Genomic DNA, 24,662 nt, shown 5'->3' with positions numbered 1-24,662 from the left:
CTTTAATTAAAATTTCAGATATTAATATTTTAAAATATAAAAAATATTATAATAGGTTATTTGAAATATATCATAAATCAAAATAATTCCCTGACTATTAATATTATATATTCTTAAAAATTAAAATACACTGTTTTATAATTTTATAAAAATTGAAAATATCGAATTTGCAATTTTTATATTTTCTATCTTAGATAAAAAAACTTTTTTCATTTTTATAAAAAATAAATATTTTCAGATATAGTAAACATTTTTTAAAATTCCGCTTCAAGTCCTAATTTAAATACGTTATTTCTGCTTTCTGATAATTCATAGCTTAGTATTACATTTAACATATCTGACAATTTATATCCTATTCCCAGACCTGCATTAAATACTCCTCTTTTATATTCCAACGGAGCTATATCAAATAATACATTGTATTCTCTTCTGTTATGATAAGATTTTTTTCTCAGCCTCTGTTCATATTCAACATTTCCAAATAAAACCGCATTTCCATAATTCAACTGTGCATATAATCCTATTATACTGTTTAGTCCTGTAGCTGACGTTCCTTTTATTCCGAGTTTAGAAATTTCACCTTCTCTTACACTTGTAATTCCCAATCCTAAATAAGGCTTTATATACCCTTTTTCAAACATATATTTATATCCTATTCTCGTATCAGCATCAAGTATTTTTGAATTATATTTTGCTCCATCCATAAATACTCTCCCATTTTCATTTCTATATTTGTGAATGTTTTCAGAGTATGTAACTACACCTGATAAATCAATATTTTCATTTATTTTATACTTTCCTCCAAATAGAAATTGGAAAGAATCTATATTTTCTTTTATTCCACTAAACTTTTCACCATATCTGACTTTTGATTTTTGATATCCAAAACCTCCTCCTAAATTAAATTTCCCGTAATCTTTAAATATTGAAAGGAGAATTCCGTTACTTGAAGAAGAATATTTTACATTTCCGTTTTTTTCTTTAAAATCTGTTCCAAATTGTCCGATATACACTGTATCAAAAGTAATTCCATCTTCTTTTATATTTTCCATATTTCTGTAAATTGTTCCTCTTGAACTTTTTACAAGGTCAAGATCAACTTTTGATCTTGGAATCGCTATACTTTTTTTATCAAAAACACCTTGAGGAATTCCTGTCTTCGGAATTGAGCCTAAACCTCCTCCCGAATTATTAGGATTGGGAATACCTCCTAAATTGTTAATTAGTTTTGCAATTTTGTTTATATCTGTAGGGAGTCCGTCATATGGATTAGGTTGAGTATCATCAGTTATTATAAGCCAACCTGCATTACGTTCACGAGATAATTTGACTATTGTTTCATACTGATCGGGAGTTGCTCCATAAACAATGTGCATAATATGTCTTGAATTTGCAGAATTATTCTCAAATTCTGATTTTGGAGCCGAAAACCTGTTTATATATTCATCGGCACTTATTTCACTTGTCACAAATATGTCAGCATACGGAGCCATCTTATCATTTATCTGTCTTCCGGGATTTCCCATAACAAGTTTATCTGCTGATTTACTTTTTACATAATTATAAATGGATTCCATATATTCAACACTGCTGTTTTCATCTACTTTAATTTCATCAAAGAAAAAACCGCTTATGTTATTTTCTCCGTATAATCTAAAATAAGTATCAACTTCAGCAACAACTTCGGCAACCGATCTGCCTCTATATTTGGTACGAATATATCCTATACTTTTTATACCCGCATTTTTATTGGCTTCTATTTGTCTTATATAATTTGGATCAGCGTTATTTCCTGAACCGTTATCAGGATTTATAATTACATAAGGAACTTTAGAACCTCCCAGAGCTGTCACGGAATTCCAATATTGATCATTAACTCCGTCAGGATAATTATAAGCCGGTATTATCATTGACTGTTTATCCACCTTACTAGAAAAAGTAGTTGCTGAATTTACATATGCAGAAAAAGTGTTGATACTCAAAACCAATGATGCAAATAATAATAGTTTTTTCATTTTTCCTCCTAAAAATTTCTGTATTATTTTTATACTGTATTTAAATTATAGCCTAAACTTTTTTAAAAAGCAATTCAGAAAGAAATTTTTAAGATTTGTTGTTATATTACTTATATATTTTTTAACATAGTTTTATCCTATGAGCAAGTTCTCTTCAGGATATTTATATTTTCCTTTTTTAAGTTTTTTCGAAATCAATACTAAAGTCATAGTAAGAGGACCTACTCTACCTATAAGCATTGTCAATATTATAAAAATTTTAGAAACATCAGAAAGTAAAGGGGTTATACCTCTTGTCAGTCCCACTGTACCAAATGCAGATACTATTTCAAAAAGTAAATTTTCAAAATTCATATTTTTTTCAATTGAAGTCATTACAAAAAGAATAACTGTAATATACGTAAGGGATATTGTGATTACTGCTACAGCTTTATTAAAATTATGCCAATTAATTCTTCTTCCATTTATTTCCAGATATTCCCTATTATCTATTATATTCCTTATCCCTAGTATAATAAGACCTATTGTGGTAGTTTTAATGCCTCCTCCCGTTGACCCCGGAGAAGCTCCTATAAACATAAGAATAATAAAAAGAAATGTTGTCGAACTTTTCATTTCAGATAATGATATTGTATTAAAACCCGCTGTTCTTGTAGATACACTTTGAAAAAATGAAGCTCCTATTTTTTCATAAATTGTATAATTTCCCATTGTAAGTTTATTAGAATATTCAGTAAAAAATATTAAAATCGTTCCGGCTATTATAAGAAAAATGGAAATATTTATGGATACTTTTGAATTTGTAGTAAGTCGTTTGTCTTTTCCTCTAAAATATCTGTAAACATTCATTAGTGTTGCAAATCCTATTCCACCGAAAAAAATAAGCAGAGGAACGGAAATATTTATTACAGCACTTCCTTTAAACGACATAAGACTATCCGGAAAAAGTGAAAAACCGGCATTGCAAAATGCCGAAATTGAATGAAATAAAGAGTAATAAACCGCTCTTTTAAACTCAAATTTTTGTATAAATTCAAAAAACAAAAAAACTGCTCCTACAAATTCTATTCCAAAAACGGTTATCATCACTTTTCTTATGTAATTCTGTATGTCAAATAGAGTTTCTGTATTTAAATCTTCCTGAACAACCTTTTTTGTGTAATAACTTATTTTTTTAGTTACAAGAAGTACAAACATTGATGAAAATGTTATAAATCCCAATGCTCCCAACTGTATAAGCATCAATATTACAGTTTTTCCAAATAAGTTATAACTGCTGCTTACATCATTTATCGTAAGTCCCGTCACACATACAGCTGAAGTTGCAGTAAAAATACCGTCAATAAATCCGGTTCCCTTTCCATCTACAGTAGATAGAGGCAGTGAAAGAACTATTCCGCCCAAAAATATCATAACTAAAAACGATGTTAGGATTATGACATATGGTGATATTTCTTTATTTCTTTTCATGTAAAAAAGTTCTCCGATTTCTAATTTATTAATTTATCAAGTACTGAAATTTTATTATAATTTATTATTACAAGTAATGTATCATTTTTTTCTATAATTGTCACAGGTTTCGGAATAAAATTTGAATCTTCATTTTCTTTTTTTATTCCTATGATATTCATTTCATATTTATTTCTTAAATCAAGTTCTATTAAATTTTTTCCGATAAATTTTTCAGGAGCTTTGAACTCAAATCCTCCATATTCTTCGGAAAATTTAAAATGTTCCGTTATATTAGGCAGCATTACTTTTACGGCAATTTTTTCTCCCATATCCTCTTCAGGATAAATTACGGAAGAAGCTCCTATTTTTTCGAGAACTTTTCCCTGCATTCTCGTTTTTGCCTTACAAATGACCGTTTCTACTTTAAGTTCTTTCAATGCAAGAGTTACTAATATACTTGCCTGTATATTTTCACCTATACATACAAATGCAGTATCGAAATCATCATTTATAATTCTCTTCAAATCATGCTCATTTGAAGCATCAAGAATTACCGCTTCATTTACAATCCCTCCATCTGTCATCTGCTGTACAATATCTTCATTTATATCAATTGCCAACACTCTCTTATTATAATTATACAGTGTTCGTGCAACACTTTTTCCAAATCTTCCTAAGCCTATTACTAAATAACCTGACATTTAATTTTTCTCCTTTAACTTTATTTTATTCATTGTTTTTTTATTTTTTCCAAAACATCTTTATCAAATTTTTCATTTTTGAGCATTTCTATTTCAAATTTATAAGGTGGTACAGTTTTTGCCCCTTTTTCTTCTGTCAATGCTACATAAGGAGTCTCAAGTATTTTAGGCAATCCTTTAAATTTTTCATAATGAGCAATTTTATTTAAAACATCAAACCCTATTGTTCCGAATCCTAAATTCTGATGTCTGTCTTTCATTGCTCCTTTCGGATTTTTGCTGTCATTTAAGTGAACAACCGAAATCCTGTCAATTCCGACTATTCTGTCAAAATCTTTCATAACACTCTCAAAATTATTTACAATGTCATATCCTGCATCATTTACATGACATGTATCAAAACATACCGAAAGCTTATCCTTCAGTTTTACTCCATCTATTATTTTTGCAATTTCTTCAAAACTTCTACCGCATTCACTTCCTTTTCCTGACATAGTTTCAAGGGCAACTGTTGTTTTCTGTTCCTTTGTCAAAACTTCATTTAAACCCTCAATAATTTTTGCAATTCCTATATCAGGCCCTTCTCCTACATGGGCTCCGGGATGTAGAACTATTCTCGGTGCACCTATGGCATCAGTTCTTTCTATTTCTGTTTTCAGAAATTGTACTGCTATCTCAAAAGTTTCAGGTTTTACAGCATTTCCCAAATTTATTATGTAAGGAGCATGAACTACAATATCATTAACAGAAATATTATTTTCCTTCATTAATTTAAGTCCTGCTTCTATATTCAATTCTTCTATGGGTTTTCTCCTTGTATTTTGAGGAGCTCCCGTATATATCATAAAAGTATTTGCTCCATACGAAATTGCTTCTTTTACTGAACCTAAAAACATTTCTTTTCCGCTCATTCCCACATGGGAACCTATTTTAAACATTTTTCCTCCTGTTTTTCTCTCATTTTATATAAAAATATCCCCGCTGCAACACTTACATTCAGTGATTCAATATTTCCATATATAGGAATTATCGACTTTATATCTGAATTTTCTATGAAATATTCAGATACACCGCCTCCTTCATTCCCAAATATATATGCATTTTTTGACTTCCGATTTATATTTTCATAAGAAATTGAATCTTTATGCAAAGCAGTGGTTATTATAAGATAATTTTTTTCTTTTAAAAATCCTATTATATTTTCAGGAGTTTCGTATATTATGTTTAAATTAAAGATTCCTCCCATTGTTGCTCTGACTGTTTTAGGATTGTATACATCTGCCGACCCTTTTGTTAATATAAGATTTTTGAAATTTGCAGCTTCCATTGTTCTCATTATTGTTCCAAGATTTCCCGGATCCTGAATATCGTCAAGTACTACAACATCTCCATCAATATCTTCTATGGAATTGAGGTTTCTTGAGTAAAGAAAAACTATTCCCTGGCTATTTTCCTGATCTGAAATTTCATCAAATAAATTATCTTTTAGTACAGTTACATTACTGTATTTATCAATTCCATATTTTTCAATAAAATAATCATATTTCGATTCTTTTATAATTATTTTATTGAAATTTATATTTTCATTTAAAAATTTTTCACCTTCAGTTTTAAAAATATTATTTTCATCTCGATATTTTTTCTTATCCAATTTTTTTAATAATTTGTAAAATTTATTATCCGGACTCGCTACTACACCATTTTTCATTTATTCTGTAATATCCCTCCTTTCGATATACTTCTTAAAAATATAACTGTCTTTAATTATTATTGTTCAAAAGGAAAATATTTGAAATAGTTTTATCAGATTTCCTATATTTCTATTATTAAAATTATTTGACTATCATACCCAACGGTTCACCGCCAAGTATATGGTAATGAATATGATAAATTTCCTGTCCGCCGTTTTTATTTATATTTGTGACAACTCTATATCCTTCTTCGGCTATTTCAAGAATTCTCGCAACTTTAGCTACCGTAAGCTGAAGTTTGCCCAAAAGTTCCAAATCTTTTTCAGAAGCATCGTCAAGATTCTTTATTTCCTTTTTCGGTATAACAAGAACGTGTATTTTAGCAGCCGGGTTAATATCATGAAACGCTAAAAATTCTTCATCTTCATATACTATATTAGCCGGTATTTCTTTATCTATAATTTTTTTGAATATTGTTGACATTCTACCTCTCCTTTCACTTTTTACTAATAGCTGCCGTTTTCTATTTTACCCACTCTTTTTGCATGTCTTCCACCTTCAAAATCAGTATTGATAAATGTATCAACACATGATGTTGCCAATTCATCTCCTATTACTCTTGCTCCCAAAGCTATAATGTTAGCATTGTTGTGAAGTCTTGACAGTCTTGCTGTAAATTCGTTGTGTGCAAGAGCTGCCCTTATACCTTTTATTTTATTTGCAGAAATGGAAATTCCTATTCCTGTCCCACATATAAGCACTCCATATTCGGCTTCTCTGTTTATGATTTTTTGAGATACTTCTTTTGCTATATCAGGATAATCAATTGAGTCAAGAGTATCAGTTCCTATATTTATAACTTCATGTCCTTTTTTTCTTAAAAATTCAACAATTTTTGTTTTCAAATCTACACCTGCATGATCATTCCCAATTACTATTTTCATAATTGATAATTCCTTTCAATGTTATTCAGTCAAATAAATTATGTATTTCGACTTTTTATTTATTTTATCATATTATTATATTAATTTCTCTTATAAATACATTATAAAAATATACTAAAATAACTTCATTTACAAAGATTACTTCAGTACATTTTTCAAGAATATTCATTTTTAACCTTTTAATATATTTAAAATATCCTTAGGAAGTCTTTTAAGCTTTCCTTCCCTGTCTATTGTTACATTCAATGTTTCCGCAGTGGCTTTTAATACCTTATCTTTCCCGTAGATTTCATAAAAAAATCTTATTTTTATACTTGTGATTTCCTTAAGTTCAATAATTATTTCCACATCTTCATCATATCCGATTGAATTTATATATTCAATATTTAAAGACTTTACCGGCATCATAATTCCCATATCTTCTATTTCCTTATATGGAAGCACATCCCGAAAATATTCCGTTCTTGCTATTTCCATCCACTTTAAATAATTTGCATGGTATACAACTCCCATATGATCTGTATCATAATAGTATGTTCTTACATTAAAACTTTTTTTCATTTAAATTGTCTACATCTCCTTAACTTCAATTTTTACAATTTTTTTCTCTTTTTTGGCAATTGAAGAAATGAGAACTCTTAATGAACTTATTATTCTTCCGTTTTTTCCGATTATTTTCCCGACATCTTCTTTTATTACATTAATTGTAATATCAACAAACTTTCCTTTTTCATTACTTTCAATTGTATAATTTCCGTTTGAATCCAACAAATTTTCAAGCCAGAAATTTACCGTTTCAAAATATTTGCTCATCGTTAATCTCCTACATTATATGTTATATTTTATTTTTTACTTTATTTAGTCCATATATTTTTCAACATTTTATCATTTTTCAACATAACCGACCGCCATATCATATTATAATGCTGATTCTACAGCATTTTTGATATTTAAAATGATTATAAATACTTCACTAATATTCATGTATATACTGATTTTAAAGTATACCTAACCATTCTCTTTTTTCCATTACTTCTATAAAAATATTTTTTTTTCTCAATCTCTCTATTATATTATCCATATCATCGAGTAAATATAAATTCGTAATAATTTTTATAAGTCCGTTCCTGTTATCAAGTGTTCTTACATTTCCTGTTCCTTCATATGCTTCCACTATTTTATTTATGAAATCAATATGTTCTTTTTTTGTCTGAATTATATATTCCCAACTTTTCAATTTTTATTCTCCCACTTTTTCTTATCTTTTAAAATTTTCACAAAATCAATAAATTCCTGTACTGAAAATTCCTCTGTTCTTGCAAGTTTTGTTTTTCCTAATTTTTCAAGTATATTTCCCGTAGTTTCTTTTGAAAATCCCAACTCCATCAAATTATTTCCAATACTTTTTCTTTTATTTGAAAAAGAAATCTTCAAATATTTAAAATACTCTTCTTCAGATATCTGTTTTTCATATTTTTCATCTTTCAGTACGGCAATTCTTAAAAATGCCGAATCCACTTTAGGAACCGGATCAAATTTTTCCTTCGGAACTGTAAAAAGATATTCCGTTTCTGCATAAAACTGTACCCCGTGAGTAAGTAAACTCATATTTTTACTTCGGGGTTCCGATGTTATTCTTTCAGCAACTTCCTTTTGTACCATAAGATAAATCTCAGATATATTTTTTCTGAATTTAAGGAGTTTGTTTATAATTGGCGAAGTTATATAATAAGGTATATTTGCAACTACTTTTACGTTTTCTTTATTCTCAAGAAACTTTTCAAGATTTGCCTCCATAAAATCTTCATGAACCAACAAAAAATTTTTTTTATTTTTAAATTTTTTATTTAAAATGGGTATCAAATCATCATCTATTTCAAAAGCAGTTATATACTTTGCTTTTTCGATTAAAGTTTCAGTGAGAAAACCAAGTCCCGGACCGATTTCAATTACTTCATCATTTTTTCCTATGGATACTATTTCGAATATTTTATTCAACAATTCATCGTCACTTAAAAAATTTTGTCCATATTTTTTTTTCATATTGTAATTTTCTTTTTTATTTTTTTTCTCAATTTTTCCCAAATTTTTCTCCTGTTATTTATACAGCTCTTCAGATGCAAGTGCAACATAAGGAATATTTCTATATTCTTCCTTAAAATCAAGTCCATATCCGAGGACAAACTCATTAGGAATTTCAAATCCTACATACTGAACATCTATTTCCACTTCTCTTCTCTCTTTTTTATCCAATAGCGTACACAAAGAAACCTTTTTTGGCCCACGTCCTCCAAGTAGTTTCAATACTTTTTTCAAAGTAAGTCCTGAATCGATTATATCTTCAATTACAAGCACATTTTTTCCTTGAACTGAATTTTCCAAATCTTTTAATATTTTAACTTCTCTTGTCGTTTCAAAGCCGTTTCCATAACTTGAAACTTCCATAAAATCCATTACTAAAGGTAGCTTAATTTCTCTGACTAAATCAGCCATAAAAATTATAGAACCTTTTAACAAACCGACTACAATTAGAGGAGCTTCATCATCTTTAAAATCATTTGTAATTTCTTTTCCCAATTCTCTAATTCTGTTAGCAATCGCTTCTTTTGTAACTAATTGAGTAGCAATACCAAATTCCCAATCCTTTTTCATTCTTAATAACTCCGTTTCTTCAAAATATTTTCCAAATAATTTTGTATAAAATATTAAATTATTGTATATTTTGAGAATTATAACACTTTTTTTGTTTTTGTTCAAGATACTAAAAAAAGAAATTATGAAATGATTAAAAGATTTTTTCAAGTAAAAAAATAATAAAAATTTTATTGTTCATCTTCATATTTTTGTTGCCTGTATCTTTTAAAAAAATGATATAAACTATTTTTCCGGGCCTTTTTATAAAACAGTTAAACAAAAAATCTTTCCAAAACTCAAATCACTTAATAATTTTATTACTTCCAATTTTTTCTGATATTCAATATTTTTTTAAAAACTTTTCAATCCGTAGTAGGTGTGCGAAGTCGAAAATAAGACCTCACAGATAAAAAATTCCTTTTACTCCACTTCAAATCCATTTAATCTTTTTACGGTTTCATAATCAGTATGAGATAAAAATAAACTCTCTTTTTTATCCAGTTCTTTTATTTTCTCAATATCTTTACTGGTCAATTCAAAATCAAATACATTAAAATTTTCTTCTATTCTTTCTTTTTTCACTGATTTAGGAATAACTACTATTTCCCTCTGAATTAACCACCTCAATACAACTTGAGCCACAGATTTATTATACTTTTTACCTATTTCTGCTAATACTTCGTTTGTAAATAAGTTATTCTTTCCTTCAGCAAAAGGTCCCCATGATTCTAACTGCACACCGTATTCCTTCATTATTTCCTGTTCTTCTGCTTTCTGATTGAACGGATGCGTTTCGATCTGATTTATTGCCGGAATAATTTCATTATTCAAAATAAAGTCCACCAGTCTGTCAGAATAAAAGTTGCTCACTCCGATTGCCTTTATTTTCCCGGCTTTATAAAGTTCAGTCATAGCTCTCCACGCTCCATAAACATCATTATAAGGCTGATGTATCAAGTAAAGGTCGATATAGTCAAGATCCAGTCTGTCAAGAGATTTTTCAAAAGCTATTTTAGTTTTTTCATAAGTAGCTGAATTTATCCAAAGTTTTGTAGTAATGAAAAACTCTTCTCTTGGTATCCCGCTTCTTTTTATCGCCCTTCCCACAGCTTCTTCGTTTTGGTATGCCGCAGCAGTATCAATCAAACGGTATCCTGCATTTATAGCATTTAAAACTGCTTCTTCACATTCTTTCCCGTCAGGTATCTGAAAAACTCCAAATCCCAATATAGGCATTTTTACTCCATTATTCAAAGTTACATATTTCATAATATCACTTCTCCTTAATTTTATATTATTTGCTAAATACTAAACATTCTTTCATATTTTTAAATTTTTTTCCTCTATTTTTGAAAATATACCATCAATTTCCTTTTTCTGTTCCAACAATCTTCCCTGCTGCTCTTTTAACAATTCAAGCTGTTCAGCTATAATGAAATTTCCTTCCTAAAACTGTTTTAAGATATTTCATAATATCTTCTATTTAAACCCTCGCATTTCCGGTATACACAGCACATTTTACCCAATACGGATCTTCCTCCCTTTAATTTCCTATACTTCCGGATATTCTGATAACAGGAGGTATTATTTCCACTTTTTCATAATACTGTAAAGTATCCCGAGAAATGTTGAATTTTTCACTTATTTCTTTAATAGTCATTTTTCATCTCGCTTAAATTTTGGATTATTTATTTTGAATTTTGAAAAATTCCGACTTTTACAAATCAATTTTTATAATTTTTTTTAAAGTTAGAAATATTAGCATAATTAAATTTTATTACAAAATTATAACTTATTATACTACCTAGAGTAAACTCCAAGTCAAGAAATATTTTTCTAATTATGTAAAAAAATTTCATATAAATAAATTTTACTTCAATGTCGGAAATATTCTAAAAAATTCAGAAACTTTATAATTATTGTCTTTTAGTCTTATTTATGTTATCATATATTACAAACATTAAAATTTAAAAAATGGGCGAAGAGGTGCTAAAATGGCAAAAAAATTTAAATTCAATATTATAAAAACAATAATTACATTAGTATGTCTGATAGTTATCGGAACTATAGGAAAAGAAGTATTTTTCAGACATTTTTTCAATAATAGACATACAATTATACCCAATGTCGTAAATCTTCACGAAAAAGATGCGCTGAAATACTTAAAGGAAGCAGGACTTAAAGTAAAAATCATTAACTCTAAAACTGAAAAAGTTCCTCTTGATACGGTGTTTATACAGTTCCCATTAGCAGGAAAAGAAGTAAAAGTAAACAGAACTGTACAAATATGGGTAAATAATGGAGAAGGACAAGAAGTTCCTAACCTTGTAGGACTTGAACTGCTTGAAGCACGTTCTCTTCTACAGGGACAAAATATTCAGATTGAAAAAATAGATTATCAACCTTCTAACCAAAAATACAATACTATTATCGGAGTATATCCAAGACCGGGAACAAAATTGGAAATCAATCAAAAAATTTCAATACTTGTATCATCACAGAAAATCCTTGATGCTTCAGTAATGCCTAACCTTATAGGACTTGACATAAATGATGCAAAAGTACTTCTTGCACAGATAGGACTGACATTAGGAGGAACATCAAAAGGAGAAGATCCTACTTTACCTGTAAATGCAATTATATCTACTTCACCTGCTCCGGGCACTAAAATATCCAAAGGCCAAAAAATTTCCATTGTAATTAATACAGGAGTAAAAATAGAGCCTACAGGACCGTCTGTAGAAGAAATTATAAATCAAACTAATCAAGATCTGAATAATCAAGAAATTGAAAATATTATAAATGATACCCTCAATAAAATTGAAAAACGTGATAATTCAGGAAATAATCAGAACAACAACGGAAACCAACAGCAAAGCAATCAGAAAAAAATAGAAAATACAAATGAGGAAGTCGAAAGAACTCCAAATGACAATTAATATTCGGAGGTAATACTTATTAAAGGAAAAGTTATTAGAAAAATAAAAGGTTTTTATTATGTATTAGATGAAAATTGTAAAAATCTGAATAAAGAAAACATATATGAATGTAAATTAAGAGGTTCGCTGAAGGTAAAAAACGATAAGCTTAATTGCATTATAGGAGATATTGTGGAATTTAATGAAAATGAAAAAGTAATAACCGACATTGAGGATAGAAAAAATTTCCTGCACAGACCGTTATTATCGAATATTGACTTTATTGGAATCCTTTTATCGGTTATTTCTCCAAATTTTGATTTTACAGTTTTTCAAAAAATGCTTTTAAACGCATATAGTCAGAATATCCCTGTTATAGTAATCATTTCAAAAATTGATCTGATTTCTGATGAAAAATTAACATTATTTTTAAATGAAATAAAGAGGAATTTCGGGAATACTGTTCCTGTTTTTCCTGTGTCTACTGAAAAAAATATTGGACTTGATACTCTTTTATCTTATATAAAGGGAAAATCTGTAACTGTATCAGGACCGAGCGGAACAGGAAAATCAACTTTAATCAACACCCTTATAGGAGAAAACATTCTGGAAACAAATGAAATAAGCAGTAAAACTTCAAGAGGACGCCATACTACTACTGAGAGTAGATTTTTTAAAATAGATATAAATACTTATCTTATAGATACTCCGGGTTTTTCTTCTCTTGAATTTCCAAAATTAAAAGAAAAAAAAGAATTAGAACTTCTATTTCCTGAATTTATGAATTATATACCAAAATGTAAATTTAGAGATTGTCTACATGTAAATGAACCTGACTGTGCAGTTAAAAAAAACGTTACAAAAGGGAATATACCTGAAATGAGATATAATTTTTATTTATATTCTCTAAATAATTTATTCTCCAAATAATTTATTCTCTAAATAATTTTTTTAATATCTTCTTTCAGATATTTATGATAAAATTGTATTATAAAGTCTTAAAATTTAATACTACGCTTAGAAATATATTTAAGAGGTGATAAAATTTATGAAAAAAAAAATTATTATTGCTCCGTCACTACTTGCTGCCGACTTCAGTAAACTGAAAGAAGAAATTCAGGAAGTCGAAAAATATGGAGCAGAATATCTTCATTTAGATGTAATGGACGGTTCATTCGTTCCGAATATCAGTTTCGGAGCACCTGTAATTTCGGCCATAAGAAAGCATAGCAATCTTGTTTTTGATGTTCATCTGATGATTGAAAATCCTGAAAGATTTATAAAAGATTTTGTTGATGTAGGAGCAGATATAATAACAATTCATGCTGAAGCTACAAAACACTTAAACAGAGCAATACAGCTAGTAAAATCTTATGGAAAAAAAGTGGGAATTTCCCTAAATCCTTCTACTCCTGTTGAATTTATAAAACACGATTTGAAAAATGTCGATATGATTCTTATAATGACTGTCAATCCCGGATTCGGAGGACAGGCATTTATAGGAGATATGATTGAAAAAATAAAAAAACTTCGAGCTCTGGACAAAAACATAGATATTGAAGTTGATGGAGGTATAAATGCTGAAACCGGAAGAATGGTCAAAGAAGCCGGAGCAAATATATTAGTTGCAGGTTCATATATATTCAGTGGAGACTATAAGAAAAAAATTGACAGTTTAAAATAGAAAATTAAAACGGGAGGCAGAAAATGTACTCAAAAATTGAAGCTTTATTAGATGAATTTTACAAAACATATTATAAAATTGAAGAGATTAATTTAAGTCAAGTTATAAAATGTTTAACAACAACTGAACTTCATGTTATCGAAGCCATTGGAGAAAACTCTCTTACAATGAATGAGCTTTCTGAAAAATTGGGAATTACTATGGGAACAGCTTCAGTAGCTGTAAATAAACTTACTGACAAATATTTCATTGAAAGAAGCAGGTCAGAAGATGACAGACGAAAAGTTTTTGTCCGTCTTTCAAAAAAAGGGCTGATAGCCTTTAAATATCACGGGAATTTTCATTCCAACATTTTGGAAAAAATAACTTCAGAAATTTCTGAAGAAAATTTGAGTACATTTATCGATGTATTTCAGACAATTGTTAATAACCTTAATATAATTAAAAAAGAAATTCAGCCTGAATCCATATTGAATTTTGAAAAAGGAGAAACAGTACAGGTTTCTTCTATTAAAGGAAGTCCTGCAATAAGAAAATATCTCAATGAAAAAGGTATTGTTCTGAAATCTCTTATTAAAATAATTGATATTGATAAGCATATCATCATGTTACAGGTTGATGGGGATGAAAAAGTAATAAATATTGATGATGCTACAGATATAATGGTTACTAAAAATTATGTCTAATGTAACTTTTTCAAAATTTCATATATACACGGAGGAAAAATCATGCTGTACATGGACGGTATAGGAATATCATTTTTAGTGAAGGAAGTAAAGGAAAGAATATTGAATTATAAACTTACGAAGATTTATCAGTATGATAAATCTTCTCTTTCATTTTATTTCGGAAAAAATAACTTATTATTTCAAGTAAAAGATAACTCTACTATTTTTTATTTAAAAGAAGAAAAAGATTTGAATACCGATTTTCAATCAAAGTTTCTCCTTTCTCTTAAAAAATATGTCTTAAACTCCATTTTGATAAACATAAGACAGGAAAGTTATGACAGAATAGTTTATTTTGATTTTGAAAAGCTTAATCAATTTGGAGATATTGAAAAATATACCCTCATATTTGAAATTATGGGAAGAGCAAGTAATATATTCCTAACTTCAGAAGAAAAAATTTTATCTGCTTTATATTTTTCTTCTTTTGACGAAGGTAAGCGTATTATTATGACAGGAGCAAAATACATCTTACCTTTTGAAAAAAAGAAAGTTTCTCCGTTATATTTAGAAAAGGAAAATTTTCCTTTTTATTCTTCTGAAGATTTTATTAATAAAATAGAAGGAGTAGGAAAAATATTTTCAAATGAATGTTTTTCAGATTACGATGTATTTAAAAAATACTTTTCTGAATATTGTCCAATTATATACGAAATCATTTTAAAAGGAAAAAAACAAAAAATTTTTACATATAACAAATTTTCTGAATATTCCTTCAAGACACAAAGTTCATTCAAAATTTTTACTACTCTCAACAAAGGATTAAATGAATATTTTAAAGAAACTATTACTTCTAACATTATAAATGAAAAGAAAAAAACTTTATTAAAATATGTAGATTCTCAAATGAAGAAATTTGAAAAAATACTGAAAAATATAAATATTGATTTAAGCAAAAATATTAATCATGAAAACTACAAAAAAATCGGAGATATTCTTGCTGCAAATATGCACACTTTAAAACAGGGAATGGATAAAGTTGCTCTTTTTAATTTTTATGATAATAATGAAATAACTATACAGCTTGATCCTTTATTGTCTCCAAATGAAAATCTCAATATTTATTATAATAAACATAACAAAGGAAAGCGTACTGTTGCTGCTCTTAACTCAAGGCTGAAAGATATTAAAAATGAAATCAGATATTATGACGAGATTAAACTTTTTATTGAAAAAGAAAATGATTTTATAGGAATAGAAGAAATTGAAAATGAAATTAATTTCAACAATAAAAATAAAATTAAATTAAATAAAACTAAAAAAAGAGAATTACTTTCTTTTGAACATAACGGATTTAAAATTTTTGTGGGACGAAATAATAGAGAAAATGAAGAAATATCTTTTTCCAAAGGTAGTCATACCGATATATGGTTTCATGTTAAAAGCATTCCCGGAAGTCATGTACTTCTTATAAAAGATAGTAAAATCCCTGACAGCGAAACTTTAAATTATGCTGCCAATCTTGCTGCAAAATATTCTAAAGCAACAGAAGGTGACAAAGTCACTGTAGATTATTGTGAAAAAAAATTTGTCAAAAAAATAAGAAATTCAAAACCGGGAAATGTAACTTATTCAAACTTCAATTCTATAAATGTAATCATTTAAGTTATATATGATAAAACGATTAATTTTATTGACAAATAGCTAAAACTAATGTAGAATTAAGTATATAAATATATTCAAGGAGGAAATATAAATGGCAAGTAAAACAGTAGTTATGACAAATCCTACAGGATTACATACTAGACCCGGCGGAGTATTTGTGGCTAAAGCAAAGGAATTTGAAAGTGATGTTTTTGTTGAACATGACGGTAAAAAAGTAAACGGAAAATCATTATTAAAATTATTATCCATAGGAATTAAAAACGGTTCTGAAATTACAGTTCATGCTGAAGGGGCAGATGCTGAACAGGCAGTTGAAGTTTTAGGGGAATTACTCGCTACAATCAGAGACTAATTTATTTATAAACTTAAAAATATAGCAAATAAGTTTTACACTAATAAATCTAAAAAACAGTAAAAATCAATATAAAAAGAGGCATATGCCTCTTTTATTTATATTGTCTTTTCTTCAATGCCGCTTTTATCCAACCTGTAAATAACGGATGAGGTTTTGTCGGTCTACTTTTAAATTCAGGATGATACTGGACTGCAAGAAAATAAGGATGTTCTTTTATTTCCACTACTTCCACATATTTACCATCAGGTGAAAGTCCTACTATATCCATTCCCGCTTTTGCAAATTCTTCTCTATAGCTGTTGTTAAATTCATATCTATGCCTATGTCTTTCATTTACTAATGTCTTTCCGTAAACTTTTACTGCCAGACTGTCGTCTTTCAGCACACATGGATAGGCTCCCAATCTCATAGTCCCCCCCATGTCTTCAAGTCCTTCCTGTTCCTCCATTAAACTGATTACAGGATATTTACTTTCCTTATCAAATTCCGTTGATGTTGCGTCTTCATATCCAAGTACATTTCTTGCAAATTCCACACACGCCATCTGCATTCCGAGACATATTCCAAAAAACGGGATTTTATTTTTTCTTGCATAAGTTATGGCTTCAATTTTCCCTTCTATTCCTCTGTCTCCAAATCCTCCCGGAACAAGTATTCCATCATAATTTGAAAGTTTTTCAATATCAAAATTTCCTGCTTTCAAATAATCTATTTCAACTTTTGTATCTAAATCAAACCCAGCATGCTCAATAGACTCTGTAATACTTATATATGCATCTTTCAATTCTACATATTTCCCAACTACTGCAACTTTTACAAGCTTTTTCGGATTTTTAAATTTTTCAACCATTTTTTCCCATGAAATAAGAGCAGGTTTTTTATTTTCAATTTTAAAATGTCTGCATATTACATCTGCAAGCCCTAATTTTTCCATTGTTAAAGGTATTTCATATAATGTTTCGGCATCAAGGGACTCTATTACTGCTTCTTCATCTATATCACAAAATAGAGATATTTTTTTCTTTATATTTTGATCCACGGGATGTTCACTTCTTAAAATAATTATATCAGGAGATATTCCAAGTCCTTGAAGCATTTTTACACTATGTTGGGTAGGTTTTGTTTTAAGTTCACCTGCCGCTTTTAGATATGGAAGTAACGTAACATGGATATAAGCAATATTTTCTCTTCCTACTTCTCTTTTTAGCTGTCTTATTGCTTCTATAAAAGGATCACTTTCTATATCTCCTATAGTTCCTCCTATTTCAGTGATAACTATATCCGAGTCACTTTCTTCCGCCGCTTTGATAATATTGTATTTTATTTCATCTGTTACATGAGGAACTGTTTGTACAGTACCTCCTAAAAATTCTCCTCTTCTTTCCTTGGAAATTATTTTCGACATAATTTTTCCCATTGTTAAGTTATTATACTTTGTTAAATCCTCATTTATAAATCTTTCATAATGACCTAAATCCAGATCAGTTTCAGCACCGTCTTCAGTTACAAAAACTTCTCCATGCTGATAGGGACTCATCGTTCCCGGATCTACATTTATATATGGGTCAAATTTTTGAATAGTTACTTTATATCCTCTTTCTTTCAACAATCTACCTAATGAAGAAGCTACAATACCTTTTCCCAGTGAAGAAACAACTCCACCTGTAATAAAAATAAACTTTGTTTTGTCAATCCTTACTCTCATTTTTCCTCCTATATAAATTTATTTATTTTAAATAAAAAAGATGAAAAAAAAAATTTTCACCTTATTTCAGTAAATTTACATCTATATATGTATAAATTCATATAAAATTGCATAAAATAGAAATATTTAATACTAATTTCTATTTTTAATTTTCGATTATTTAAAACTTTTTACTTAAAAACTGTTAAATAATCGAATTATGAGGGAGATATTATCTCCCCTCATAAGCAATCTTTCTTATTTTTTTAATTTTTTACATTTCAAATTATTTAGTTCGATAAATATTAAACTTTTTATTTTCTTGGAGTTCCTTTTTTATATGCTCCTTCAGATCCAAATACAGATACTATTTTTTCTTTATAATACTCTTTCATATAATTTTTAGCAGGACCTATGTATTTTCTCGGATCAAATTCTCCCGGCTTAGCAGCTAAAACTTCTCTTATTCCGGCAGTGAACGCCAATCTTCCATCAGTATCCACATTTATTTTTGAAACTGCCGATTTTGAAGCTTCTCTTAATTGCTCATCAGGTATACCTATTGCATCTGCAATTTGCCCTCCGAACTTATTAATCATATCTACAAACTGTTTAGGTACGGAAGATGAACCATGAAGAACTATTGGGAATCCCGGTATTCTCTTTTCTATTTCTCTTAAAATGTCCAATCTTATTTGCGGTTTATCTCCAGGCTTAAATTTATGTGCTCCGTGTGAAGTTCCTATTGCTATAGCAAGTGAATCTACTCCGGTTTTCTTTACAAAATCTTCTACTTCATCAGGCTGAGTATATACATGGCTTTCAGCTACTACATCATCTTCTACTCCTGCCAATACTCCCAACTCAGCTTCTACAGTTACATCATGCTTATGTGCAAAATCAGCAACTTCTTTAGATTCTTTTACATTTTCATCATAAGGGTGATGTGAAGCATCTATCATTACTGAAGAAAATCCATATTCTATACAATCTTTTGCCACTTCAAAATTCGGTCCATGATCTAAATGTAATGCTACAGGTATATCGGAGCCTGCGGCTTTTACATATTCAGTTGCAGCTTTTGCAAGCCAAGGTAACATTTCTTTTCCTATATAATCTCTTGCCCCTGTTGATACTTGAAGTATTACCGGTGACCCCATTTCAACACATGCTTCAATTATTCCTTGTAACTGCTCTAAATTATTAAAATTAAAAGCCGGAACAGAATAACCTTCCTTGTTTGCTTTTGCAAACATTTCTCTTGTGTTGCTTAGTCCTAAATCTTTAAAATGATATTTCATTTTAGCCTCCTAATTATATTTATATTTAATTTACTTCTCAATTTTCTTTTAAATACATATTATCAAATTTCAGACTAAAAATCAACATTTTATTATATATTTAAAAATTTTCAAATCTTGAAAAATTAAGATAAATAATTATTTTATAGATTTTTATTGATTTTCCGAAATTTATTTCTATATTTTTTAAAAACTTTGAAAATCTCCCTCAACTTTTTCAGAAAAAGAATTAAAAATCAATTTTCTATTCTGCTACTTTCTATAAGCTCTTCCACCGTTCCAATTCTTAATACATTTTTATCAGTAAATCCAGGTATTCCTTCTATTCTTCCTCTATTAGAAAATTGCCATATTATCCATCTGTCATTTTCCTCCAGCTCAGGAATAAACTTTATATCCCTTATCCAAAGTTTATTTTCAAGAAATTCTCCTTTAATATACGCTTTATATGTATGATAAGTCACATATATTACTGCTCTTTTTTTATAATGATTTTCCAATTTTTCTATCATATCCCCTAATTCTTTCAACACCATTTTTTTAGGATACTTTGTCGGTATTTCCAAATCTATCACCGGAGGAAAAGCTTTGTCATAATCAGGAACTTTACTTATATAATAATCTGCCTGTGCTTTTCCGGTACTGAGCATTGAAAAGAAATGATACGCTCCTACAGTAAAACCATTCAACCTTGCATTATTCCAATTATAGAAAAAGTCAGTATCTAAAAAATCTTTTCCCTCAGTTGCCTTCATTATTACAAATTTATATTTTTTACTTACTTTTTTCCAGTTTATTTTTTCTTGATGATGTGATACATCAAGCCCTTCCACTTTATATAATTTGGCAAGAATATCATTATGATACAAATATCCTGATAACTCCAAATAAATTGCGGCACTTCCCAAGACTGCAAGAAAAAATAAAGTTTTTAAAATTTTCTTCATTTTATCTCCTATCCATAGCCATGAGCATTATTTTATAACAGTCATCCCTCCCATATAAGGAACTAAAACATCAGGAATTTTTATACTTCCGTCTTCCTGTTGATAATTTTCCATAATAGCAAGCAATGTTCTTCCTACAGCTAACCCTGAACCGTTTAATGTATGAACAAAATAACTTTTTCCATTTTCTTTTGATCTGTACTTTATCATACTACGTCTCGCCTGAAAATCCTCAGTATTTGAACATGAAGAAATTTCTCTATACTTATTCTGACTTGGTACCCATACTTCTATATCATAAGTTTTTGCGGCACTAAATCCTATATCTCCACTACATAATACAATAACTCTATAAGGTAATTCCAGTTTCTGTAAAATTTTTTCAGCATTGGCAACCATTTTTTCAAGTTCATCATAAGAACTGTCAGGATGCACTAATTTTACCATTTCAACTTTATTAAACTGATGCTGTCTTATAAGCCCTTTCAGATCTTTTCCACCTGATCCCGCTTCTTTTCTAAAACACGCAGTAAATCCGCAATAATATTTTGGTAATTCTTCTTCATCAAGTATTTCTCCACTATGAAGATTTGTCAATGTAACTTCCGCAGTAGGAATAAGAAATAATTCTTCTCCTTCCACTTTATACATATCATCTTCAAATTTAGGTAACTGTCCTGTTCCCGTCATTATTTCACGCTTTGCCAATTGAGGAGTCAGTATTTCATTATAACCGTGTTCAGATGTATGAGTATCCAACATAAAATTAATCAGTGCTCTTTCAAGACGTGCAGCCTGTTTTTTATACACTGTAAATCTTGAGCCGCCTATTTTTGAACCTCTTTCAAAATCCAAAATCCCCAATTCTGTACCTAATTCATCATGAGATTTAGGTGTAAAACTAAATTTTCTCGGCTCTCTCCATTTTCTGATTTCAATATTGTCATTTTCATTTTCTCCCATGGGAGTTGTATCGTGAAGTTTATTCGGTATTGTAAAAGTCAATTTTATCTGTTTTTCATCTATTTCCGCCAGAGCCTGATCCAGCTTCTTTACTTCATTGCTCACTTTTTGCATTCTCTCCAAAAGTTCAGTTGCATCTTTTCCCTCTTTTTTATATTTCCCTATTAATGCACTTGACTCATTTCTTTCTTTTTTCAGCATTTCCACTTTCTGCAAAATATTTCTACGTTCTTCATCAAGTTTGAGAAGTCCGTCTAAGTCAAAATCACTATTTCTATTTTTCAAATATTCTCTGACTTTTTCAGCATTTTCTCTTATATATCTCATTTCCAACATACTTTCCTCCTACTTTTACTGGCTTTATTTTTTTAAATAACTATATAAATATTGTTTACTTTGTGACATTTCTTCGTATTTTCCGTTATCTGTTTTAAATTTTATTTTAGGCATGTTATCTATATTATATTTCTTTATAATTTCATCATATTTCTTAATATATATTACTTCATAAAGCAAATCTACTTTGTTTTCAACAAAATACTGCACATTTTTTTCATCCGAATAATTTATAAATTCACTTTCAGATTTTACAAAATAGTTAACTGTATTTCTTATAATTTCATCAGTCCAACTTCTATTTTTAAACGACTTTTCCATATTCTCCAAAAGAATTTCCATAAAAAATGTTTTTATAAGTTTGTTACAATCAGCTGATATTAAAGAAAATTTGTACATTATTTCAAAAAATTCATCTTTATTCCTATGAAATATTTCATTCCCAAGTTTAACCGAATGTACAGTATCTTTATTTACTAAAGAACGTCTAAAACTTTCTTTAAGTTTTTCTTTTTCCAATTTTGACATTCTATCTATTCTTTTGTCTTTTTCTTTGTACGTATTGGAAAATTCCTCTTTTATAATATCTTCTATTTTTTTATCTTTTATTTTATAATATATGTATGCCAATTCCAGAATAAAAGACGGTTCCTTTTTTATAAATTCAAATTTTTCATTTATTATAAAATATTTTCTTTTTTCAAAACGATTTTTATATAAATCAATAAATTCTGCAAATGTTTCAGTAATAGCAAACATATCACTTATCTCTTTACCCTTTTCCAATATCATAATCCTCCCTGGTATTATTCTGTGTTAATAATTGTACTACTTTTTCTCAATTATTTCAAACCCCATTTTTAAAATAAGGAGATTATCAATTTTTCTATTTATTTTCGCCATATCCTTTTCAGTCGTTACAACATAGTCATAATTTTTACTTTCCCTATATATTTCCTGCATTTCTTCTTCACTGTATAAATGATGATCATTGAATTTTATTTCATCAATTTTTGCAGGTTTTAGTTTTTTTACTGTCATATAAAATGTTTTAGGATTAGCTATAGACGAAAAAATCATTATTTTTTTATCTTTTATTACATCCAATTTATAATTTTTTCTCATATAATCATAAAAACATTTTTCTTTATAAATTGCAACAGAAATCGGCTTATTATATTTTACAATTTTATTTTTTATTAAATCTATTATAGAAGTTTCTACATAATTACTTTTTGTAATTATTATTTCATCTGCCCTTTTCAGTTCGTTTATTGACTCACGAAGTCTGCCTTTGGGAAGATATTCATAACCTCCGAAAGGATTAGTCGCATCAATGAGTACTATATTTTTATTTTTTTTTAATTTTCTGTGTTGAAATCCGTCATCCATTATTATAATATCAACATTATAGTTGTTCCTTAGATAGACAGCACCGTTATATCTGTTTTTGGATACTACTACAGGTATTTCAAGATTTAACCCATGAAGATATGCTTCATCTCCTGCTTCCAGAACTGTAGCTTTTATTTCATTTTCATCTCTGACACTCATTGTATCTATGTTTCTTTTTCCTTTATACCCTCTGCTTAAGATCCCAACTTTTTTATTTTTATTTATATATTTCTCTGCAAAATACTGAACAGCAGGAGTTTTTCCGGAACCTCCTGCAACAATATTTCCTATACATATAATTTTAACATTTTCCACTTCTCGAGATTTAAGGATACCTGTATCATACATTTTATTTCTTAAAAAAACTGCAAAACCGTATATTAAAGATAAAAATTTCATTTTTTCACCTTTTTTCCTTTAAATTAGTATAAACTTCTTCAATCCTTCTAAACCTGTTTCTTATTCCTGACTTGGATACTTCCATTAAATCAGCCAGTTCCTGTAATGAAAGCTCTTCATTTTCGAGTCTTGTTTCAGCTGTTTCTCTTAAAATACCGGAAAGCTCTGAAAGTCCTATTTCTTTATCAATATATTTTATCATTTTTATCTGTTTTTCCGATGTGGAAAGTTTCTTTGCCTCATTGGCAATTTCCCAGTTCATATTTCTGTTTATTTTATTTCTTATTTCTTTATTAACAGTCACTTCTTCAAACTCAAAAAAAGAAATAATTCCCCCTATAAGAAATATAATATCAAGAATATCTTCAGAATTTCTCAAATAAACCAAACTTTTCGACTTTTTGTCCGTCTGAAATACTTTTTTTCCCATCTGTTTAAATAAATAATATAAAAATGTAGCAGAATCTTCAGTATCTATAAAAAAATCCAAAGCATACCCTTTTTCAGGAGACTTTACATAACCACAACTTATAAAAAAACCTCTTATTATACCTGCGAGCTCATTTTCAGTCTTTTCATTCGAAAAATTTTTATATAAAAATAGCCTTTTTAATAATTCCCCATATTCTTTCTTATTCTTTTCAGTAATTATAACTTTGATCTCATATACTTTATGAGTACCAAGTCTGTTACTTATAGAATATTTTAAGTAAATATCCATTTTCACAACCGCTTTTAAATTTGAATAGACTCTTTTGGCCAATGAAGCATTTTCAGTTCTGAAATATATGCCATTTTCAGTTATAATATCTTTTGAAATGAATATTCCAAAAAGTTCTGCATAAATTTCTTCTTTTTCTTTGATTTCTTTATTAAAAAGCTCTCTTTTCAATGTTGCTGAAAAAGACAT

27 protein-coding genes are annotated in these 24,662 nt (G+C 28.6%); 6 read left to right on the top strand and 21 right to left on the bottom strand.

Annotated features, from left to right (window positions below):
* Positions 1-254: 254 nt before the first annotated feature.
* From EII29_RS06675 to EII29_RS06610, 14 genes are all read right to left on the bottom strand, one after another.
* Positions 255-2,015: a spherulation-specific family 4 protein gene (locus EII29_RS06675; protein ID WP_125236760.1), complete on the bottom strand. Its 1,761-nt coding sequence runs from the start codon at positions 2,013-2,015 to the stop codon at positions 255-257.
* A 132-nt stretch (positions 2,016-2,147) separates the two neighbouring features.
* Positions 2,148-3,485 (bottom strand): TrkH family potassium uptake protein, encoded by a 1,338-nt coding sequence (locus EII29_RS06670; protein WP_125236759.1) that lies wholly within the window; start codon positions 3,483-3,485, stop codon positions 2,148-2,150.
* A 20-nt stretch (positions 3,486-3,505) separates the two neighbouring features.
* Entirely contained in the window at positions 3,506-4,168 is a 663-nt protein-coding gene (locus EII29_RS06665; RefSeq protein WP_125236758.1) for a TrkA family potassium uptake protein, read from the bottom strand.
* Between the two features lie 29 nt (positions 4,169-4,197).
* Positions 4,198-5,106 carry a deoxyribonuclease IV gene (locus tag EII29_RS06660; RefSeq protein WP_125236757.1) on the bottom strand — a complete coding sequence of 303 codons (909 nt, stop codon included), beginning with the start codon at positions 5,104-5,106 and terminating at the stop codon, positions 4,198-4,200.
* On the bottom strand, positions 5,094-5,876 hold the full coding sequence (locus tag EII29_RS06655; RefSeq protein WP_125236756.1) for an RNA methyltransferase: 783 nt from the start codon (positions 5,874-5,876) through the stop codon (positions 5,094-5,096). Before EII29_RS06655 ends, EII29_RS06660 begins: the two co-directional genes overlap by 13 nt.
* Before the next feature lie 124 nt (positions 5,877-6,000).
* Complete coding sequence (locus EII29_RS06650; RefSeq protein ID WP_125236755.1) at positions 6,001-6,342, bottom strand: histidine triad nucleotide-binding protein; 342 nt, start codon at positions 6,340-6,342, stop codon at positions 6,001-6,003.
* 23 nt (positions 6,343-6,365) lie between these two features.
* Complete coding sequence (gene rpiB / locus EII29_RS06645; RefSeq protein WP_125236754.1) at positions 6,366-6,803, bottom strand: ribose 5-phosphate isomerase B; 438 nt, start codon at positions 6,801-6,803, stop codon at positions 6,366-6,368.
* 171 nt (positions 6,804-6,974) lie between these two features.
* Positions 6,975-7,364 carry a thioesterase family protein gene (locus tag EII29_RS06640; protein ID WP_125236753.1) on the bottom strand — a complete coding sequence of 130 codons (390 nt, stop codon included), beginning with the start codon at positions 7,362-7,364 and terminating at the stop codon, positions 6,975-6,977.
* Positions 7,365-7,373: 9 nt separating this feature from the next.
* Complete coding sequence (locus tag EII29_RS06635) at positions 7,374-7,616, bottom strand: KH domain-containing protein (RefSeq protein WP_125236752.1); 243 nt, start codon at positions 7,614-7,616, stop codon at positions 7,374-7,376.
* A 184-nt stretch (positions 7,617-7,800) separates the two neighbouring features.
* The gene (locus tag EII29_RS06630) at positions 7,801-8,040 is read right to left on the bottom strand and encodes a DUF4911 domain-containing protein (RefSeq protein ID WP_125236751.1); all 240 of its coding nucleotides are present in this window, start codon (positions 8,038-8,040) and stop codon (positions 7,801-7,803) included.
* Positions 8,037-8,846, bottom strand: coding sequence for a 16S rRNA (adenine(1518)-N(6)/adenine(1519)-N(6))-dimethyltransferase RsmA (gene rsmA / locus EII29_RS06625; protein WP_125236827.1), 810 nt, complete (start codon positions 8,844-8,846; stop codon positions 8,037-8,039). The genes EII29_RS06630 and rsmA overlap by 4 nt, the downstream gene beginning before the upstream one ends.
* A gap of 54 nt (positions 8,847-8,900) precedes the next feature.
* Positions 8,901-9,455 carry a hypoxanthine phosphoribosyltransferase gene (hpt, locus tag EII29_RS06620; RefSeq protein WP_125236750.1) on the bottom strand — a complete coding sequence of 185 codons (555 nt, stop codon included), beginning with the start codon at positions 9,453-9,455 and terminating at the stop codon, positions 8,901-8,903.
* A gap of 402 nt (positions 9,456-9,857) precedes the next feature.
* Entirely contained in the window at positions 9,858-10,706 is an 849-nt protein-coding gene (locus tag EII29_RS06615) for an aldo/keto reductase (protein ID WP_125236749.1), read from the bottom strand.
* 274 nt (positions 10,707-10,980) lie between these two features.
* Complete coding sequence (locus tag EII29_RS06610) at positions 10,981-11,097, bottom strand: MerR family DNA-binding transcriptional regulator (protein WP_125236748.1); 117 nt, start codon at positions 11,095-11,097, stop codon at positions 10,981-10,983.
* A gap of 334 nt (positions 11,098-11,431) precedes the next feature.
* Between EII29_RS06610 and EII29_RS06605 the strand changes: the two genes are divergently transcribed.
* From EII29_RS06605 to EII29_RS06580, 6 genes are all read left to right on the top strand, one after another.
* Positions 11,432-12,376, top strand: coding sequence for a PASTA domain-containing protein (locus EII29_RS06605; RefSeq protein ID WP_125236747.1), 945 nt, complete (start codon positions 11,432-11,434; stop codon positions 12,374-12,376).
* A gap of 12 nt (positions 12,377-12,388) precedes the next feature.
* On the top strand, positions 12,389-13,285 hold the full coding sequence (gene rsgA / locus EII29_RS06600) for a ribosome small subunit-dependent GTPase A (RefSeq protein ID WP_368665479.1): 897 nt from the start codon (positions 12,389-12,391) through the stop codon (positions 13,283-13,285).
* Positions 13,286-13,403: 118 nt separating this feature from the next.
* Positions 13,404-14,039, top strand: a complete 636-nt coding sequence (gene rpe / locus EII29_RS06595) for a ribulose-phosphate 3-epimerase (protein ID WP_125236745.1) — start codon at positions 13,404-13,406, stop codon at positions 14,037-14,039.
* 23 nt (positions 14,040-14,062) lie between these two features.
* Entirely contained in the window at positions 14,063-14,725 is a 663-nt protein-coding gene (locus tag EII29_RS06590) for a MarR family winged helix-turn-helix transcriptional regulator (RefSeq protein WP_125236744.1), read from the top strand.
* 42 nt (positions 14,726-14,767) lie between these two features.
* A complete protein-coding gene (locus tag EII29_RS06585; protein ID WP_125236743.1) occupies positions 14,768-16,372 on the top strand; it encodes an NFACT family protein in 1,605 nt (534 codons plus the stop codon).
* Positions 16,373-16,463: 91 nt separating this feature from the next.
* A complete protein-coding gene (locus EII29_RS06580) occupies positions 16,464-16,724 on the top strand; it encodes an HPr family phosphocarrier protein (protein WP_125236742.1) in 261 nt (86 codons plus the stop codon).
* 94 nt (positions 16,725-16,818) lie between these two features.
* Here EII29_RS06580 and EII29_RS06575 read toward each other — a convergent pair whose 3' ends face one another.
* The 7 genes from EII29_RS06575 to whiA all read right to left on the bottom strand — a co-directional run bounded on the left by EII29_RS06575 (position 16,819) and on the right by whiA (position 24,662).
* Positions 16,819-18,432 (bottom strand): CTP synthase, encoded by a 1,614-nt coding sequence (locus EII29_RS06575; RefSeq protein WP_199726044.1) that lies wholly within the window; start codon positions 18,430-18,432, stop codon positions 16,819-16,821.
* 293 nt (positions 18,433-18,725) lie between these two features.
* Positions 18,726-19,712 (bottom strand): class II fructose-bisphosphate aldolase, encoded by a 987-nt coding sequence (locus EII29_RS06570; RefSeq protein ID WP_125236741.1) that lies wholly within the window; start codon positions 19,710-19,712, stop codon positions 18,726-18,728.
* Between the two features lie 236 nt (positions 19,713-19,948).
* Positions 19,949-20,659 carry a GH25 family lysozyme gene (locus EII29_RS06565; RefSeq protein WP_125236740.1) on the bottom strand — a complete coding sequence of 237 codons (711 nt, stop codon included), beginning with the start codon at positions 20,657-20,659 and terminating at the stop codon, positions 19,949-19,951.
* A gap of 27 nt (positions 20,660-20,686) precedes the next feature.
* The gene (gene serS / locus EII29_RS06560) at positions 20,687-21,958 is read right to left on the bottom strand and encodes a serine--tRNA ligase (RefSeq protein ID WP_125236739.1); all 1,272 of its coding nucleotides are present in this window, start codon (positions 21,956-21,958) and stop codon (positions 20,687-20,689) included.
* Between the two features lie 24 nt (positions 21,959-21,982).
* Positions 21,983-22,750, bottom strand: coding sequence for a hypothetical protein (locus EII29_RS06555; RefSeq protein ID WP_125236738.1), 768 nt, complete (start codon positions 22,748-22,750; stop codon positions 21,983-21,985).
* Between the two features lie 36 nt (positions 22,751-22,786).
* Entirely contained in the window at positions 22,787-23,752 is a 966-nt protein-coding gene (gene lpxK / locus EII29_RS06550; protein WP_125236737.1) for a tetraacyldisaccharide 4'-kinase, read from the bottom strand.
* Positions 23,753-23,756: 4 nt separating this feature from the next.
* Entirely contained in the window at positions 23,757-24,662 is a 906-nt protein-coding gene (gene whiA, locus EII29_RS06545) for a DNA-binding protein WhiA (RefSeq protein WP_125236736.1), read from the bottom strand.

It is taken from the genome of Leptotrichia sp. OH3620_COT-345 (assembly GCF_003932895.1).
GTDB lineage: Bacteria > Fusobacteriota > Fusobacteriia > Fusobacteriales > Leptotrichiaceae > Pseudoleptotrichia.
This window is presented reverse-complemented; position numbering and strand designations above follow the sequence as displayed.